Source organism: Bacillus sp. LBA3-1-1.1, assembly GCF_040676495.1.
GTDB lineage: Bacteria > Bacillota > Bacilli > Bacillales > Bacillaceae_G > Bacillus_A > Bacillus_A nitratireducens.
In genome coordinates this window covers 168,321-183,879 of sequence record NZ_JBEGIB010000001.1, presented here as the reverse complement: position 1 = coordinate 183,879, position 15,559 = coordinate 168,321, and the positions used below count along the sequence as shown (strand labels likewise).

At 34.7% G+C, this 15,559-nt stretch carries 22 protein-coding genes and 1 pseudogene; 4 read left to right on the top strand and 19 right to left on the bottom strand.

Going from position 1 to position 15,559, the window contains the following annotated elements; translation table 11 throughout:
• Positions 1-51: 51 nt before the first annotated feature.
• The 9 genes from MRBLBA3_RS01000 to gcvT all read right to left on the bottom strand — a co-directional run bounded on the left by MRBLBA3_RS01000 (position 52) and on the right by gcvT (position 7,390).
• Positions 52-684 (bottom strand): ABC-2 transporter permease, encoded by a 633-nt coding sequence (locus tag MRBLBA3_RS01000; protein WP_363379540.1) that lies wholly within the window; start codon positions 682-684, stop codon positions 52-54.
• 14 nt (positions 685-698) lie between these two features.
• Positions 699-1,364 carry an ABC-2 transporter permease gene (locus MRBLBA3_RS00995; protein WP_363379538.1) on the bottom strand — a complete coding sequence of 222 codons (666 nt, stop codon included), beginning with the start codon at positions 1,362-1,364 and terminating at the stop codon, positions 699-701.
• Complete coding sequence (locus MRBLBA3_RS00990) at positions 1,345-2,217, bottom strand: ABC transporter ATP-binding protein (protein ID WP_363379536.1); 873 nt, start codon at positions 2,215-2,217, stop codon at positions 1,345-1,347. Before MRBLBA3_RS00990 ends, MRBLBA3_RS00995 begins: the two co-directional genes overlap by 20 nt.
• A gap of 3 nt (positions 2,218-2,220) precedes the next feature.
• Positions 2,221-2,595 (bottom strand): GntR family transcriptional regulator, encoded by a 375-nt coding sequence (locus MRBLBA3_RS00985; RefSeq protein ID WP_001021354.1) that lies wholly within the window; start codon positions 2,593-2,595, stop codon positions 2,221-2,223.
• A 116-nt stretch (positions 2,596-2,711) separates the two neighbouring features.
• Positions 2,712-2,903 (bottom strand): hypothetical protein, encoded by a 192-nt coding sequence (locus tag MRBLBA3_RS00980; RefSeq protein ID WP_000535934.1) that lies wholly within the window; start codon positions 2,901-2,903, stop codon positions 2,712-2,714.
• A gap of 70 nt (positions 2,904-2,973) precedes the next feature.
• Complete coding sequence (locus tag MRBLBA3_RS00975) at positions 2,974-3,177, bottom strand: DUF3929 family protein (RefSeq protein WP_363379713.1); 204 nt, start codon at positions 3,175-3,177, stop codon at positions 2,974-2,976.
• A gap of 276 nt (positions 3,178-3,453) precedes the next feature.
• Positions 3,454-4,929 carry an aminomethyl-transferring glycine dehydrogenase subunit 2 gene (gene gcvPB / locus MRBLBA3_RS00970; protein ID WP_000795709.1) on the bottom strand — a complete coding sequence of 492 codons (1,476 nt, stop codon included), beginning with the start codon at positions 4,927-4,929 and terminating at the stop codon, positions 3,454-3,456.
• Positions 4,926-6,269: an aminomethyl-transferring glycine dehydrogenase subunit 1 gene (gene gcvPA / locus MRBLBA3_RS00965; RefSeq protein WP_000903235.1), complete on the bottom strand. Its 1,344-nt coding sequence runs from the start codon at positions 6,267-6,269 to the stop codon at positions 4,926-4,928. Before gcvPA ends, gcvPB begins: the two co-directional genes overlap by 4 nt.
• Positions 6,270-6,289: 20 nt before the next feature.
• Positions 6,290-7,390 carry a glycine cleavage system aminomethyltransferase GcvT gene (gene gcvT, locus MRBLBA3_RS00960; protein ID WP_000631761.1) on the bottom strand — a complete coding sequence of 367 codons (1,101 nt, stop codon included), beginning with the start codon at positions 7,388-7,390 and terminating at the stop codon, positions 6,290-6,292.
• 538 nt (positions 7,391-7,928) lie between these two features.
• On the opposite strand from gcvT, the gene MRBLBA3_RS00955 reads away from it, so the two are divergent.
• Entirely contained in the window at positions 7,929-9,611 is a 1,683-nt protein-coding gene (locus tag MRBLBA3_RS00955) for a DEAD/DEAH box helicase (RefSeq protein ID WP_212088006.1), read from the top strand.
• The gene (locus MRBLBA3_RS00950) at positions 9,598-10,392 is read left to right on the top strand and encodes a YqhG family protein (RefSeq protein WP_071734828.1); all 795 of its coding nucleotides are present in this window, start codon (positions 9,598-9,600) and stop codon (positions 10,390-10,392) included. The genes MRBLBA3_RS00955 and MRBLBA3_RS00950 overlap by 14 nt, the downstream gene beginning before the upstream one ends.
• 51 nt (positions 10,393-10,443) lie before the next feature.
• Here the strand turns inward: MRBLBA3_RS00950 and MRBLBA3_RS00945 are convergent, their stop codons facing one another.
• Both MRBLBA3_RS00945 and MRBLBA3_RS00940 read right to left on the bottom strand, forming a co-directional pair.
• Complete coding sequence (locus MRBLBA3_RS00945) at positions 10,444-10,575, bottom strand: hypothetical protein (RefSeq protein ID WP_000064673.1); 132 nt, start codon at positions 10,573-10,575, stop codon at positions 10,444-10,446.
• A 96-nt stretch (positions 10,576-10,671) separates the two neighbouring features.
• Positions 10,672-10,899 carry a hypothetical protein gene (locus MRBLBA3_RS00940; protein WP_000032702.1) on the bottom strand — a complete coding sequence of 76 codons (228 nt, stop codon included), beginning with the start codon at positions 10,897-10,899 and terminating at the stop codon, positions 10,672-10,674.
• A gap of 72 nt (positions 10,900-10,971) precedes the next feature.
• Between MRBLBA3_RS00940 and MRBLBA3_RS00935 the strand changes: the two are divergent.
• Both MRBLBA3_RS00935 and MRBLBA3_RS00930 read left to right on the top strand, forming a co-directional pair.
• Positions 10,972-11,090: pseudogene (locus MRBLBA3_RS00935) on the top strand (GTP pyrophosphokinase).
• 128 nt (positions 11,091-11,218) lie between these two features.
• On the top strand, positions 11,219-11,851 hold the full coding sequence (locus MRBLBA3_RS00930) for a VC0807 family protein (RefSeq protein WP_001073110.1): 633 nt from the start codon (positions 11,219-11,221) through the stop codon (positions 11,849-11,851).
• 136 nt (positions 11,852-11,987) lie between these two features.
• On the opposite strand, the gene MRBLBA3_RS00925 is transcribed toward MRBLBA3_RS00930, so the two are convergent.
• The 8 genes from MRBLBA3_RS00925 to comGC all read right to left on the bottom strand — a co-directional run bounded on the left by MRBLBA3_RS00925 (position 11,988) and on the right by comGC (position 15,553).
• Positions 11,988-12,188: a YqzE family protein gene (locus MRBLBA3_RS00925; RefSeq protein WP_000106081.1), complete on the bottom strand. Its 201-nt coding sequence runs from the start codon at positions 12,186-12,188 to the stop codon at positions 11,988-11,990.
• Between the two features lie 38 nt (positions 12,189-12,226).
• Positions 12,227-12,724 carry a shikimate kinase AroK gene (gene aroK / locus MRBLBA3_RS00920; protein WP_000836667.1) on the bottom strand — a complete coding sequence of 166 codons (498 nt, stop codon included), beginning with the start codon at positions 12,722-12,724 and terminating at the stop codon, positions 12,227-12,229.
• 151 nt (positions 12,725-12,875) lie between these two features.
• The gene (locus tag MRBLBA3_RS00915) at positions 12,876-13,526 is read right to left on the bottom strand and encodes a 2OG-Fe(II) oxygenase (RefSeq protein WP_363379529.1); all 651 of its coding nucleotides are present in this window, start codon (positions 13,524-13,526) and stop codon (positions 12,876-12,878) included.
• 173 nt (positions 13,527-13,699) lie between these two features.
• The gene (comGG, locus tag MRBLBA3_RS00910; protein ID WP_001231179.1) at positions 13,700-14,071 is read right to left on the bottom strand and encodes a competence type IV pilus minor pilin ComGG; all 372 of its coding nucleotides are present in this window, start codon (positions 14,069-14,071) and stop codon (positions 13,700-13,702) included.
• Entirely contained in the window at positions 14,068-14,529 is a 462-nt protein-coding gene (gene comGF, locus MRBLBA3_RS00905; protein WP_001189035.1) for a competence type IV pilus minor pilin ComGF, read from the bottom strand. The genes comGG and comGF overlap by 4 nt, the downstream gene beginning before the upstream one ends.
• Positions 14,513-14,809, bottom strand: coding sequence for a hypothetical protein (locus MRBLBA3_RS00900; protein ID WP_000230010.1), 297 nt, complete (start codon positions 14,807-14,809; stop codon positions 14,513-14,515). Before MRBLBA3_RS00900 ends, comGF begins: the two co-directional genes overlap by 17 nt.
• Positions 14,802-15,257: a competence type IV pilus minor pilin ComGD gene (gene comGD / locus MRBLBA3_RS00895; protein WP_000810397.1), complete on the bottom strand. Its 456-nt coding sequence runs from the start codon at positions 15,255-15,257 to the stop codon at positions 14,802-14,804. Before comGD ends, MRBLBA3_RS00900 begins: the two co-directional genes overlap by 8 nt.
• A complete protein-coding gene (gene comGC / locus MRBLBA3_RS00890) occupies positions 15,254-15,553 on the bottom strand; it encodes a competence type IV pilus major pilin ComGC (RefSeq protein WP_363379526.1) in 300 nt (99 codons plus the stop codon). Before comGC ends, comGD begins: the two co-directional genes overlap by 4 nt.
• Positions 15,554-15,559 lie beyond the last annotated feature (6 nt).

Sequence of the window (15,559 nt, the reverse complement as noted above, 5' to 3'; positions counted from 1 at the left end):
CCCATCCCATAACATCACTTATTAGTTTTTATATTAGACAAATTATAAGTATTAAAGCTCCTTCTTTTTAAAACTTACAATCGATAAAAACATTGAGGCGAAATAACTTAAACACGCTCCTAGACTTAAAATACTAATAACTAATAGCACATCTGAAGATCTGAAAAACATTAGCATAAGCCTTTCCTCAGCAAATATATTGCACATAAATCCTAACAAACCTATTATAGGAAAAAGCATAATCGCTCCAAGAATAGTAATCGTTTGTTTATCCACACTATATTTTATGGGAAGAATCATAACAGCATAAAGAATAGAAAAGAAAATAGCTATAAATAGTGCATACCACGGAATGTTTGTATTTTCTCTTAATACAGATACAGGTAGCACAAAGAAAACAAATGTAACGATTAGACTAACTCCAATAAAAAATACTGTCGATATGTATTTCGCAATGACAATATCTTTCCTAGTAAAAGGTAGACTTACTAATATTTTTTCCGTACTATTTTTCTCTTCATTTGATAAAGAGATTGAAATCATCAAAAGACAGATAGCAAAACAAACAAACGCCAACTGAAATGGTTCTATAGACTGTTGTAGCACCCCATAAATAGGCAGGATTAAATAGATGGGAAATACTTTTCTTTGCAAGAAAAACTCCTTCAAAATCAACTGTTGCATATAAATTCTCCTCTCTATAAATCACGTGCTTCATAAATTCTAATTGTAAGAAACATAGAAGCGATATATAAACTAGCTAATATCGTTCCTCCAACTAACAACCACATAAAATGTGAAGGAACTATAACCCATTCAACAAACGATAATGCCGCAGTTTCGCCATCACCTATAAATATCCCTGCAAAAACAGCTACCATAGCCGCTCCACCTGTAAATAGCCCAAGTGCCATTTTAGATCGTGTTCCGTAATAACTAGGAAACAGCACTGCTATATAAACTAAAGAGCATATCGCCGCTCTGACTACTGCATACCAAGGGATTTCAATATATAAATTCGGATGATATGCACGAATATCACTAATGACAACAACACCTCTTATTAGAAAAATAACGAACATCGTTACAAATATACTTCCAGCGATAAATATCGCACAGGAAATATATCTCGCCATAACGATATCCTTTCGACTTAGTGGTAAACTATTCATAATGACATCACTTTTATTTTTTTCATCCATCCCTATCAATATCATTGATGTGGAAATTGTTATAAGTAAGCAACTTGTAGAAAATACCGTTTCACCAACTGGCTCTATAAAAGAAAACATTAGTGGCACAATTAGATAAACTAACCACATCACTCGAAAAAAGAACAAATCTTTATATATGAGCTGACGCATAGGCACCTCTCCCTTTTGCGGTGTAAACGATAATATCGTCTAATGTTGGTTTTTCTAGTACAACCTCATTTCCAAACCAATCGATAATTGCTTGTTTATCCTTTGCTAAACCTTCGAAACCAAATTTATTTTTTCGTAATCCAACAAATAATTCTTTTCCTTCTCTATCTAATAAATCATTACTTCCTTTTACAATTACGTAGTTCTCCATTAATTCATCTTTCTCACCAGTAAATATAATTTCTCCATCATTTATGAACGTAATATAATCCGCGATGCGCTCTAAGTCTGTTGTAATGTGTGTTGAGAATAATACAGATACTTCATCTTCCATTACAATTTCTTGCAGCATATCAAGTAATTCACTTCGAACAACTGGGTCTAATCCTGCTGTTGGTTCATCCATAATAATGAATTCCGCATGGTGTGAAAGTGCGATTGCAATCGCAAATTTCATTTTCATCCCTTTTGATAACTCTTTAATTTTTTTAGACTTTGGAACTTGTAATCTTTGCATATACGATTGATATTGATTTTCGTCCCACTTTTTATATAACGGTGCAATAATACGCTTCATTTGCTCACACGTTAAATCTTCGTAGTAATGATTTTCATCATATACAAAACCGATATTTTGTTTTATTTCCTTTTCGGCTTTCTTATTGTCTTTGCCAAAAATTTTTATATCACCACTATCTTTTCTAATTAAATTCATAATCATTTTGATCGTCGTACTTTTCCCCGCTCCATTCGGTCCAACAAATCCCATAATATATCCACGTGGCAATGTAAAACTTATATTTTTCACTGAGAAATCTTGATAAGTTTTACAAACATCTTTCAGCTCTAACATCTCTTATTCCCCCTTGTATAAACACGCAATCATCTGTTGTAAATCTTCAAGTGAAAGCTGCAACACTTTACTTTCATTCACAATCTCTTCCGCTTTACTTTCCAATAGACGTAGCCGCTGTTCTTTTAATAGTTCATTATTTTTACGTGAAACATAAGTCCCCTTGCCAGCAACAGTTTCTATATATCCTTCTTTTTCAAGCTCCTCGTACGCACGCTTCGTTGTAATTACACTAATTTGTAATTCCTTCGCTAAGCTACGAATAGACGGTAATTGATCTCCACCCTTTAAACCACCATTTAAAATAAGCTGGCTTAATTGTTTCCTTATTTGCACATAAATAGGGTCTTGGGAAGAATTCGAAATAATAATATTCATGTTTTCCTCCAGTGTGTATATACTGTATATACCTTATATACACAGTATATACAGAACATCCTATTTTTGGCAAGAAAAAAAGACCAACATTTTCCTGTTGGTCTTTCGTATATGTATCACTTTTCAAAGCGATCTAACATTTCGTCTCTCATTCCGAAACTAACAACCGCAATTCCTACATACATAAATAGAAGGAATGCCGGATGAACCGTATTGTACCAGCTACTATCAACAATTAAATAAATTGTTAACGCCACAACAAGAACAAAAGCTAAAATAAACATATAAAAGTGTCTTGTACTACCCATGATAAACTCCTCTCTGCTCTCTTCACCATTCAACAGTATATTTTATCGAATAATTCGATATGACTCAAGGTTAACTTTCTGTTATGTAATCAAGTTCTACCTTTACAATGTCCTCACACGCTATTGAAATGATCGTTCCCTGTTTATCAATCACTGTCACTTCTCTATTGTCCATTACACGATGAGCTACTCTTTCTAGCACTTTCCCTTGGTCTCGGTAACAAAATTCTTTTATATCTTTAATTGTTTCTCCATTTTCTAAATGGTATACCATTCTATAACATCGATATCCCACACTTTCACCCCCATATTGCTCGTTTTTTCACATATACATAAAAATGAGTAATTTTTGCCTCATCACATCTTCTTAATTTCAATAAAATTCTAACAAAAATAAATACTTTTATCAAACCTACTTTTTCAACAAAATCACCTATAAAACTGCTTCTTTACAGCAATATGAAACAAAAAATAATAATTTTTAACACTTTTTTCATCCTACCTGCACAAAAAAAAGAACCCGCATATAGCGAGTTCTTTTTTATTCTAATCAAACTTGTACAGGAGCTAGCTTTTCATAACGTAAAATAGGTTTACGTGCAGCCATCGTTTCGTCTAAACGTTTAATGACTGTAGTATGCGGTGCTTCTTGTACAACTTCTGGATTTTCTTCTACTTCTTTAGCGATTTGAATCATCTTATCAATGAAACCATCTAACGTTTCTTTTGATTCTGTTTCTGTTGGCTCAATCATAATACATTCTTCCACATTTAATGGGAAGTAAATTGTTGGTGGATGGTAACCGAAATCAAGCAGACGTTTTGCAATATCTAACGTACGTACACCAAGTTTCTTTTGACGACGACCTGATAATACAAATTCATGTTTACAATGTCTATCGAACGGAAGATCATAGAATGGTGCTAATCTTCTCATCATGTAGTTCGCATTTAATACAGCATACTCAGTTACTGCACGCAAGCCATCTGGACCCATAGAACGAATATATGTGTATGCACGAACGTTAATTCCGAAGTTACCATAGAATGGTTTCACACGCCCAATTGCTTCTGGACGATCATAGTTGAAGTGATAGCCATTTTCCGTTTTCTCCAAAATCGGTTTTGGTAAGTACGGAATTAAATCAGCTTTCACACCTACTGGACCAGAACCTGGACCACCGCCGCCGTGAGGACCTGTAAATGTTTTATGAAGGTTTAAATGCACAACGTCAAATCCCATATCTCCTGGGCGTGCTTGGCTTAATACCGCATTTAAATTTGCACCATCATAGTATAATTTACCGCCTGCGTTATGGACGATTTCTGCCATTTCTAAAATATTTTCTTCGAATAGGCCTAATGTATTTGGATTTGTTAACATAAGTGCCGCTGTTTCTTCATTTACAACACGTTTTAAGTCTTCTAAGTCAACAAGACCATGTTCATTTGATTTTACTGTAATTGTTTCAAACCCAGCTACAGTTGCAGATGCTGGGTTTGTTCCGTGAGCAGAGTCAGGAACAATTACTTTCGTACGGTTAAAGTCACCATTTGCTTCATGGTATGCACGAATTAACATTAAACCTGTCCATTCTCCGTGTGCACCAGCTGCTGGTTGTAATGTAACAGTATCCATACCTGTAATTTCGATTAAATGCTCTTGTAAGTCGTACATTAATTCCATTGCACCTTGCACTGTCTTTTCATCTTGAAGTGGATGAATATTTGCAAATCCTGCGAAACGAGCTACGTTTTCATTAATTTTCGGATTATACTTCATCGTACAAGATCCAAGTGGATAGAATCCAGAATCAACGCCGTGGTTACGGTTTGAAAGTGCTGTATAGTGGCGCATAATGTCAAGTTCAGATACTTCTGGTAGCTCTGCATCTTCTACTCGAATATAATCGCTCTCAAATACATCTTCTAGTTTCACTTCTTCTACATCTAATTTGGGTAAGCTATATCCTACGCGTCCTTCTTTAGTCACTTCAAAAATAAGTGCTTGGTCTTGGTTCTTCATTGGATAGCCCCCATTTCGTTTACAAGTGTGTCAATTTCCTCTTTTGTACGAAGCTCAGTTACTGCTAAAAGCATATGATTTTCATGCTCTTTATAATCACGGCCTAGGTCGTAACCACCGATAATATTCTTTTGTAATAATGCATCGTTTACTTCTTTCACTGGACGCTTGCAATCTACAACAAACTCATTGAAGAATGGTCCAGCAAATGTTACAGTGAAGCCTTTCGCTTCAAATTGACGTTTTGCATATTGTGCTTTAGAAATGTTTTGACGTGCCATTTCTTTCACACCTTGTTTACCAAGTGCCGTCATTGCAACTGATGCTGCTAATGCATTTAACGCTTGGTTTGAACAAATGTTAGACGTCGCTTTGTCACGGCGAATATGCTGTTCACGCGCTTGTAACGTTAATACAAACCCACGTTTACCATCTGAATCTACAGTTTGTCCAACAAGACGTCCTGGAATTTTACGCATAAATGCTTTCGTTGTTGCAAAGTAACCACAGTGTGGTCCACCAAACTGCGTTGGAATACCAAATGGTTGTGCATCACCGATTACAACATCAGCACCAAATTTTCCTGGTGGTGTTAATGCGCCTAATGATAATGGATTTGAAGAAACGATAAATAATGATTTTTGTTGATGAACGATTTTTTCAATATCAGCTAATTTCTCAACTTGTCCGAAGAAGTTTGGATATTGAACGATTACACAAGCAACTGTATCATCTACTTCACTTTGTAATACGTCTAAATCTGTTACACCATCTTTATGATTAATTTCAACAACTTCAAGATGTTGACCTTTTGCATACGTTTCAAGTACTGCTCTTGATTCTGGATGAACTGCACTAGATACAAGAATTTTCTTTTTACGAGTATGGCCAGCTGCTAGCATTGCCGCTTCAGCTAAAGCTGTACCTCCATCGTACATAGAAGAGTTTGCTACATCCATTCCTGTTAATTCACAAATCATTGTTTGAAATTCAAAAATAGCTTGTAATTCCCCTTGTGAAATTTCAGGTTGGTATGGTGTGTAAGCTGTGTAAAACTCTGAACGAGAAATAACATGATCAACAATTACTGGAGCGTAATGATCGTATACGCCTGCTCCTAAGAAAGAAGCGTATTCTTTTAAATTAGCATTTTTACTAGCCATTTGAGATAGCTCTTTTAAAAGCTCTGGCTCTGATTTTGCTTCTTTAATTTTTAAATCCCCTTTAAAACGAACACTCTCTGGAATATCAGAGAATAATTCGTCGATCGTTTGAACGCCGATCGTTTGTAACATTTCTTTTTTGTCTTCTTCTGTCATTGGAAGATAACGATGCAACATGAAATCTACCCCTCTCCCCGTTACTTAGAACGTTTATAAAATGGTGTTGGAACAACTACTGCTTTGACGCGTTTATTACGAATTTCAATTTCTACTTCTGTATCAACTGCTGCGTATTTTACATCAATTAGTGCTAAACCAATGCTTTTCTTTAACGTTGGAGATTGTGTACCACTCGTTACTTCCCCGATTTTTTCTTCTCCTACAAATACAGGGTAATGCGTACGAGGAATACCGCGTTCGATTACTTCGATGCCGACTAATTTACGAGATGCACCGTTTTCTTTTTGCTCTTTTAACGTTTCTTTTCCAAAGAAGTCTGCTTCTTTGTTTGGTTTTACCGCAAAGCCAATTCCTGCTTCAATCGGTGTAATATCTTTTGATAATTCTTGTCCGTATAACGGAAGTGTTGCTTCAAAGCGAAGTGTATCACGAGCACCTAAACCACATGCTTTTAAGCCCTCTTCTGCTCCAACTTCAAGAAGTTTCTCCCAAAGTTTTGCAGCATCTTCACTCTTACAGTAAATTTCAAATCCGTCTTCACCTGTGTAACCTGTACGAGATACAAGTGCAGGAATTCCATCTACAAGAATATCGTTTTTAAATTTAAAGAACTTAATTTCTTTCAAATCTTCTGACACAACTTTTTGTAAAATGCCTTCTGCTTTTGGTCCTTGAATTGCAAGCTGCGCAACTTCACTAGAAACATTGACTACTTTCGCATCGCCAATTACATGACTTGCTAACCATTCGTAATCTTTCTCGATATTGGATGCATTGATTACTAATAAATAGTCTTCTTCACCACGTTTGTAGATTAATAAATCATCTACTGTACCACCATTTTCGTAGCACATAGCTGTATATTGTGCGCCTCCTACCTTTAAGGTAGATACGTCATTTGTAACAACACGTTGTAAAAATGCTAAACTATCTACACCTTTTACCTCAACTTCTCCCATATGAGACACATCGAACAAACCTGCCGCTGTACGTACAGCTTCGTGTTCTTCTTTAATGCTTGAAAATTGAACTGGTAATTCCCAACCACCAAAGTCGATTGTTTTCCCACCATACTTCGCGTATACATCAAATAACGGTGTACGTTGTAATGTAATCATGCTCTTTCCCCCTTATGCTCTGACAAATCAATAAAAGTTGCTTCCCATATCTAAACATTTTCATTCTGAAAAGATAGGATATACGGAATCTCACTATATTTTTTTATGAAAGCGTAAATAAAAAAGTACTTTCTTGGATAAAATACGAAAGATTCCACACATTTCACACCATTATCCTAACATCATTCGCTATATTTCATCAATATTCTAGCATAAAAAATAATTTAGAATTTTTTATTCTTATTCTTATTAAATACAACTTTTGAGATTTATCCCTTTATCCCGCATTAACTGGCAGTAAGACTCCCTCCTCAAAATTCAGCGAATGCGAGGAAGTTAGGTGGGAGATAACTGCCCGTAAATGCCCGATTCGTTCAACTAATAATCAGTGGGGATGAACCCTCCCCACTGATTAAAGTTTCACTTTATCATTGCTTATTCTTTAATTTTTAGTAATTGTGATAATGCCTTATAACAAGGCTTATAATAAAGATTTTTTTAATAATCACTTTAGTTTATAAAAGGTGGGAGCGTCTGAATGAATGTCGATATTTCCGTAGATCGAACGTGGCAAAATAATTTTTTAAAAAGAATTGATGAAGATGGCCCTTGGACAAATTGGGATTTATATCAATTAGCTTATAAAACTGAAAAATCATTACTCGTCCCTACTTTTGATGGATTACAAGCACCAAAACACTTATCACATTTCACGCCACTTCCGCATCAACTAGAAGTCGCTCAAAATGTTATTGAACAAATGAATGGTAAAGCAATTTTGGCAGATGAAGTTGGACTTGGAAAAACAATCGAAGCTGGTCTTATTTTAAAAGAATATATGGTGCGAGGACTTGTAAAAAAGGTACTCATTCTAGTTCCAGCTTCTCTCGTGTCTCAGTGGGCATATGAACTAAACACAAAATTTTTTATTCCTGCGGTCGCTCAAAAGAAAAGTTATTCTTGGGAACAAGCTGATGTCATCGTTTCATCAATCGATACTGCGAAACGATCGCCGCATCGCGATATCGTTTTAAACTTAGAATATGACCTTATTATTATTGATGAAGCACATAAACTAAAAAATAATAAAACAAAAAACTATGAATTTGCACAACGATTAAAAAAGAAGTTTTGTTTATTACTAACCGCTACTCCTGTTCAAAATAAAATCGATGAAATCTTCAACCTCGTTTCTTTATTAAAACCAGGTCATTTAGGCAACCAATCTAATTTTGAAGAATATTATGCTTCAAAAAATCGTTCGGCTGAATCTGATGAAGATTTAAAAGCTCTCATCAACAAAGTAATGGTCCGAAATCGACGTCATAATACTGGAATTGATTGGCCCAAAAGGCATGTACGTACAATTTTTGTTGAGTTTAATGAAGAAGAACAAGCGTTATATAACGCGATTGAAAATTGGCGAGGACAAGATGCCTTCACGTCTGCTTTCTCATCTTTAACTTTAAAACGGGAAGCATGTAGTAGTCGCGAAGCTGTTTACTATTCATTAAAAAAACATGTAGAAAAAAGACAGAAAGAAAATGAGCACTACATAAAGGAACCACATATCGATGTGTTAATGGACAAAATTAATCATATTCCTTTCAATTCAAAAGCAAATAAAGCTCTAGAGCTTATAAAAGAAATTGACGATAAAGTCATCATTTTCACTGAATATAGAGCGTCGCAAATGTATTTACAATGGTTCTTACAACAACATGGAATTTCCTCTGTTCCATTTCGTGGTGGATTTAAACGAGGAAAGAAAGATTGGATGAAGGAACTTTTCCAAAATCGTGCTCAAGTGTTAATCGCGACCGAAGCTGGCGGTGAAGGAATTAACTTACAGTTTTGTAGCCATATGATTAATTATGACTTACCGTGGAATCCAATGAGACTCGAACAAAGAATTGGGCGTATTCATCGTCTTGGACAAAAAAATGATGTTCATATTTATAACTTAGCAACCAAGCATACTGTTGAAGAGCATATTTTAAAACTGCTGTATGAAAAAATTAATTTATTTGAACGGGTAATCGGCGAACTTGATGAAATTTTAACGAGAATCAACATGAAAAATATCGATGCGCATATTCAAGAAATTTTTGCACAGTCAAAAAGCGAAGGAGAAATTCGAATCAAAATGGAAAATTTAACATCTATTATCGATTTTGCGAAGCGCAATGAAGCAGAGGTGCAGGGCTATGCAGCAAAATGAAATTCATAATTACTTATATAACTTTTTTGAGGCGAATAACTGCGAAATTTTAGAACATTCCCCTCACCTATTAGACGTGCAGTTGACAATTGAAATGGATAAGCTATTAATGAATCGCCCTTTCTATTGGCACTATCTTGAAAAAACAGGAGGCGTTCCGAATCCGATGCGCCTTACTCTTATTACAAATCCGGAAAACGAAGAAAACGATGGTGAACTTATTCATTACGGTTCACCACGTTTGCATCAAATCTTTGAAACGACAAAAGAACTAGGCTCATACATACGGTTATACGAGGACGTGAAACATAACGGGGCAACACATACTCCGCTCCACCCTTGGCTTGGTGTAAATATAAAAGTATCTTATCAATGCGATCGAAAAAAAGACATCCTTCATTCCATCGGTATTCACCTTATTTCTGGAACAATGATCGCAAACTTCCATGACACTTTAACAGAGATAAAAGTCACCCCAAAAATACCTGATTTTTGTTTTACGCTTTCCCCTATCATTAAGCCACAAAGTGGTTTACAACGTATAGAGGACGCTTTAAAACATATAATCGCAGAAGATGACCATACGTGGGCAAAAGAAGCAAGAGTGCGTTGGAATCACGATTTAGACCTTTTAAATCGATTTTACGAAGATAGCGATGAGCTTCCAGAAAGCTATGAAATTGAAAAGCAAGCATTACAAGAACAATACGAACCACGCATTACAATGCAAATTATAAACGGCGGCCTCTTTTATATTACCGCAAATCATTTTCTATCTTAAAAAAAGCTCCTTCAACTGTAGAAGGAGCTTTTTTTAAGATGTTTTACCATCCTATTCTCTATCGTCATTACGCTCTCGTTGTTTTTTCTCTGTCATACGTTTTTGATATGCGCGATCCTTCGCACTTACATGATTTGCATCAGTCGGCAGATTTTCTTTTGAACGTCCAATTCCATTGCTCATCTTTTCCACTCCTTTTTAAGTCTTTCAAAATACACCCTTATTTTCAGCTAGAGGCGCAATCCTTATACAAAAAATAAGAGCAGCCATTGGCTACTCTTACTCACTCACATATTTTTGAAACATATCATGGATGCCTTTATTTACGAGGTTCGAGATCTGCTCATCAGATTTATTCGGATAACGATCACGCAATCTGATAGATGCCTTCACCATTAAATTTTCTAATACAGAACGGCCACCTTCTCCATAAATAATTTCAGCATACTTAACAAGCCTACCATCCTCTACTGTTGCTGGATTATGATTGAAGAAAAATTTACTCATTGTCTCCACCTCTCCCTTTGGTAACGTTTACATTTATATAGATTATTTATGTTATTTATTTCACAATATTGTATGCATGTATATTTAATTAGTTTCATTATAAAGCAACATATCGATAGTAAATATGTGATTTTCCGTCCATTTTGTGAACAAAACAAAAAAATGAAAGCGTTTCCTTTATTATATACTAAAAAAACTTACTACGCTAGGGACAATTTTTTTAATCTACTAATCATCTACTTTTCTTTTTTTCATTAAACCTTATACAATTTTCAGAAATTATATTATAAAATATATGTATGACTTAAGGAGGATTTATATGAATCAAAATAAAAAAGCTATATTAGATCTTGTCTTTTATCTCGTAATCCCATTCCTCATTTGGAAATTTGCAAAACCTTATATCGATCCTTATTACGCGATGTTACTTTCCTCTGTTCCGGGGATTATTTATACACTGTATACCTTTAAGAAAGAAAAACAGTTTAACGTGACAGGGTTCTTTATTTTAATTACACTCATTTCTAATACAACGGTAGATTTATTATCTGGATCAGCAGAACGAATGTTGTGGAACGATGCGTATTATCACATCGTACTCGGTATTATCGTCATATGTACAATTTTTATAAAAAAACCACTTATGTTATATTTCGCAGCAGACATTGCTGCATTGCAAGGTCATGACCGTGATAAAAGTCGTGAGCTTTACCGAGATAGCCGTATATATCCAGCACTGCAATATTTAACACTATTTTTCGGTCTTCAATTTATATTAAAAAGTTTCTTAAAAATCTATTTCATCTCTGTTTTCGGTGTAGATGGATATGGTGAAATGAGAGCTATTATGACCGCTGTTGGGTGGGGCATTTCTATTTGTATTGGAATTGGATTTGTATGGGTAAACAATAAAATACATGCCGTTACTGAAGAAAAAGAATCTGTGCAATAAAGTTAAACTTTAATCAGTGGGGGTTTTGTCCTTCCCTTACTGCCCGTTAATGCGGGATAAACAAAAAATCCCCTAGCATCTTGTTATACTAGGGGATTTTTATTGGCTATACGCCTCACAAGTGAACGAAGAATGATTAACTTGATTTTTTTCTTTTATTTTTTACATTTCGATAAAACAAAGCAGCACTAAGTGGCATAACACCAAACCACTTATTCATAAATGGCTCTTTTTCAGCACGACGTTGTTCTTTCTTTTGTTTTCGATCCTCTTTGGGAGCATCCATATACGACACAAATTGCTGTGTCACAAAGCGTACATAATCATTAGTAGACATATTATCATCACCTCTACTTGATTAGTATGTCCACTTTTTTATTCATTAATCTTTTCCTTTAATTCATTCATGATTTGCTTTACCGACTTACTTGTCGTATCGATATGAATATGTGCCTCTTCATAATAAGCTCGACGCGATTCGAATTTCGTTACAAATGCATCTATATCTTTCTTCTGAAATAGTGGCCGTGTCGTATCTTCACGAAGCCTTTCTGCAATTACATGTGGATCACAATATAAATACACGACAGTTCCATTTTCCTTCATCCACTTTCGATTTTCCGCTCGTTCAATAATCCCTCCACCAGTTGTAATAATTACATTCTGAACCGGTAGTGAACGTAACATTTCACTTTCATATTCCCGAAAAGCCATTTCGCCTTCTTCGGCAAAAATATCACGAATTGCCTTCTCTTGCTTCTCTTCAATTTTTTGGTCTGTATCTACAACATCCATATGAAGTTCTTTACTTAACACTTTTCCAATTGTTGTTTTCCCGGCTCCCATATAGCCAGTTATGTATATAGATTTCATTTTCGTTCCTCTCAATCATCCGTTATTATTTGTTATTATAACGAAAGTTGTTGCTTTATTTAATAAAAAAAACGTTTTGTTCTTCTTATGCTATGAAGAACAAAACGTAACATACTCGCTATTTTCTTGCAATCAAACAAGCTGATCACTTTTACTTATAAGTACCTCTTCTCACCCACTGCGTTGCAATCCATTTCTCGCCCTTCGTAACAGGTGCCCCTCCATGTAACGTAAGCTCATTTAGTGATTGATCTTGATAAAAGTACTCAAAGTATACTGCCATTCCCTTTCTAGGGTGTACAGAAAGATTTAATTTCGGAAAGAATGTTTCTCCGCCTTCTTCTACATCATTTAAGTACATCACAAGAGTACTTATACGATTATTAGCAGCTGATCTACTATGTTCCGCAAAATAATCATAGTGCGCTTTATATTCTTGATCTACTTCATAGTTTAAAATGTGCAATCCTTCTCCATGCGCTACAGGAACATTCGTGATAGATGAAATTCGTTTTTCAATCTTCGAAGTTAGTTCATTCTCTTCCAAAAATGCACCACTACTTGTTCGAATATCATTTACATCACGTGATGAACCAACTTTAGAACGTTTCATATTATTTTTAGACAATTCAATTAATTCGTCACACTCTTCATCACTTAATACATTTGCTAATACGACAATAAGAGGTTCTTCGAATTTTGAAATAATTTGTATTTCCCTATCCTCTGTCATAATCGTATTTCCTTTATGATCAAAAATAGTTTGTTCCTTATTTTCACCTATTTGATTGTTATTTGTCATTTCCTTATCTCCCTAGAAAAAAATGATTGGATAGCATGAATATATCATATTCTTTCTACCTTTCTCTTTTTTGAGAAAATTTAAACTTTTAACTATCATTTTATCCCTTTCCTCAAAGAAATTAAATCACTCCACAATAGGAATTAGTGGTTCTCTCCCGCGTATTTTACACACTATCCTTCTACCCAATCAAATATTTTATTATCCCTTTTCCTATAGCGAAAGCTCACTGTATAGAAAACTCTCTGCTTTGTAACACATTGCAACGAAATGATAATAACATCATTTTCAAAGACGTACTTTCCACTAACTTCTCCTCTTTCATACTGGAACAAAAAAATATCCTCTTTTTCTTTTTGCTGTAAGTCTCTTTTTATATCTGAAATAGCTCGATCAATAAGTTCCTCCATGAAAAAATTCCGTTCTATTTCAGCATAAAATTTTTTATCCAAAAGTAACATATTCGTTTCGCACATCAAAAAAGAAATTAATAAAATAAGAAAAATAATTGTTCCTGGCATTGCAAATCCGTCTTGTTTTCTCATGTTTCTATCTCAATTTCACTATAGCGTACAACCACGCCTTCATATATTTCACCACCTATATCTTTCACACGTATATATAGCAACTGAGGTGTTAATTTATACGAAATCGCTTCAATCCTTTGTAATATAACTTCCCTTCCGCGCATGTTTACTTTTCTTATTAAATTACTATTCACTTTTTCATACGTCACCTCATCATCATTACGAAGTTGGAAACGCAAAATATTCCAATCATTTTCTCGTTCTATCTTCCTCCCACTTATTACTTCACGAAATTCTAATTGCATTTGTCCTAAAAACACATCCCACTCCCAGTCATTTAATCCTTTTGAATGTGTATTTTCTATCCCCATAATATGAAGACGCGGTAAAAGTAAAAAGAACATTGATAAAAGTAAAAAACATGCAATCATTTCTATTAAGGTAAATCCCGCTTCCTTTTTATCTTTTCTCTGCATAAAGGCATTGCTCCATCGCTTTTCCTCTCATATCTTTCCACACCGCACAAACTTCATCTCCTCTCCAATATGTGTAATATACAATCCCTTTTATGACTTGCTCTTTTTCTCGCTTTTCCTCATCCTCATACTTAAACAAGGCCGCTTCTTTTTTTAATAATATTAATGCTTTATAGCTCATTTTTATATTTTTTCTTTCCTGCATAATTAATAATGTTTGCGGGAGTAATAACGATACTGCCATCATTATTAAACTTAACGCTACAACCATTTCAACCATTACTGATCCTTTTTGACACTTCACGATACGTAAATCTCCCTCTTCCAAGCTGAAATACAATTTCATATTTATACCCTTGATAGGAAAGTAAAATCGTACCACCTCTATTAATATTTCCGCTCGGATTATATGTCATTGGATTTGGAAAGGTATGCAAATCAAATTGGATATCTTTATTGTATTCCCTCTTAACAATTAAAAAATCCGTCTCTGATTCCGAAATATAATACATCTGTTTCCCTTTAAACCAGCGTAACGTATAATGTTTTTGACGCTTAATTGCCAACTGCTGCATATACAAAATATCATTTGAAAACTGTTTTAAAAACTGCTCAACTCTTTGTTTTTCATGTAATGAAGTAACGTTAAAATGCGTAACAACACTCAGTACAGAAATAGCAAATAAGACAAGTAGCATCTCTAAAAGAGTAAAACCTTTTTGCTTCACGATTTCCCTGCTGATACCGTGCCATCATCAGAAATATGGATTGGTTTACCTTTCGGACATTCATCAACAGCAATATATTTTTTAGTTTTTAATTCCTCGATTGTAGGTATTTTATTATTTTCGAGTTGATATGCCTGTATTTGTGCTTCTACAGATTTTATGTAGGCTTCACACCCTTTTTCCTGCACCGAGGATCGCTGCTTAACTACATTTGGAATAATTAATAGTAATAATACAGTGATGACAACCATAACTAACAACATTTCTAAAAGAGTAAAACCTTCTTCATTCTGCATGTAAAT

What these genes read in the sequence shown, in the direction of transcription:
- MRBLBA3_RS01000 (WP_363379540.1), bottom strand. Translation starts at nt 684, where the DNA reads ATGCAACAGTTGATTTTGAAGGAGTTTTTCTTGCAAAGAAAAGTATTT.
- MRBLBA3_RS00995 (WP_363379538.1), bottom strand. Translation starts at nt 1,364, where the DNA reads ATGCGTCAGCTCATATATAAAGATTTGTTCTTTTTTCGAGTGATGTGG.
- MRBLBA3_RS00990 (WP_363379536.1), bottom strand. Translation starts at nt 2,217, where the DNA reads ATGTTAGAGCTGAAAGATGTTTGTAAAACTTATCAAGATTTCTCAGTG.
- MRBLBA3_RS00985 (WP_001021354.1), bottom strand. Translation starts at nt 2,595, where the DNA reads ATGAATATTATTATTTCGAATTCTTCCCAAGACCCTATTTATGTGCAA.
- MRBLBA3_RS00980 (WP_000535934.1), bottom strand. Translation starts at nt 2,903, where the DNA reads ATGGGTAGTACAAGACACTTTTATATGTTTATTTTAGCTTTTGTTCTT.
- MRBLBA3_RS00975 (WP_363379713.1), bottom strand. Translation starts at nt 3,177, where the DNA reads ATGGTATACCATTTAGAAAATGGAGAAACAATTAAAGATATAAAAGAA.
- gcvPB (WP_000795709.1), bottom strand. Translation starts at nt 4,929, where the DNA reads ATGAAGAACCAAGACCAAGCACTTATTTTTGAAGTGACTAAAGAAGGA.
- gcvPA (WP_000903235.1), bottom strand. Translation starts at nt 6,269, where the DNA reads ATGTTGCATCGTTATCTTCCAATGACAGAAGAAGACAAAAAAGAAATG.
- gcvT (WP_000631761.1), bottom strand. Translation starts at nt 7,390, where the DNA reads ATGATTACATTACAACGTACACCGTTATTTGATGTATACGCGAAGTAT.
- MRBLBA3_RS00955 (WP_212088006.1), top strand. Translation starts at nt 7,929, where the DNA reads ATGAATGTCGATATTTCCGTAGATCGAACGTGGCAAAATAATTTTTTA.
- MRBLBA3_RS00950 (WP_071734828.1), top strand. Translation starts at nt 9,598, where the DNA reads ATGCAGCAAAATGAAATTCATAATTACTTATATAACTTTTTTGAGGCG.
- MRBLBA3_RS00945 (WP_000064673.1), bottom strand. Translation starts at nt 10,575, where the DNA reads ATGAGCAATGGAATTGGACGTTCAAAAGAAAATCTGCCGACTGATGCA.
- MRBLBA3_RS00940 (WP_000032702.1), bottom strand. Translation starts at nt 10,899, where the DNA reads ATGAGTAAATTTTTCTTCAATCATAATCCAGCAACAGTAGAGGATGGT.
- MRBLBA3_RS00930 (WP_001073110.1), top strand. Translation starts at nt 11,219, where the DNA reads ATGAATCAAAATAAAAAAGCTATATTAGATCTTGTCTTTTATCTCGTA.
- MRBLBA3_RS00925 (WP_000106081.1), bottom strand. Translation starts at nt 12,188, where the DNA reads ATGTCTACTAATGATTATGTACGCTTTGTGACACAGCAATTTGTGTCG.
- aroK (WP_000836667.1), bottom strand. Translation starts at nt 12,724, where the DNA reads ATGAAATCTATATACATAACTGGCTATATGGGAGCCGGGAAAACAACA.
- MRBLBA3_RS00915 (WP_363379529.1), bottom strand. Translation starts at nt 13,526, where the DNA reads ATGACAAATAACAATCAAATAGGTGAAAATAAGGAACAAACTATTTTT.
- comGG (WP_001231179.1), bottom strand. Translation starts at nt 14,071, where the DNA reads ATGAGAAAACAAGACGGATTTGCAATGCCAGGAACAATTATTTTTCTT.
- comGF (WP_001189035.1), bottom strand. Translation starts at nt 14,529, where the DNA reads ATGCAGAGAAAAGATAAAAAGGAAGCGGGATTTACCTTAATAGAAATG.
- MRBLBA3_RS00900 (WP_000230010.1), bottom strand. Translation starts at nt 14,809, where the DNA reads ATGGTTGAAATGGTTGTAGCGTTAAGTTTAATAATGATGGCAGTATCG.
- comGC (WP_363379526.1), bottom strand. Translation starts at nt 15,553, where the DNA reads ATGCAGAATGAAGAAGGTTTTACTCTTTTAGAAATGTTGTTAGTTATG.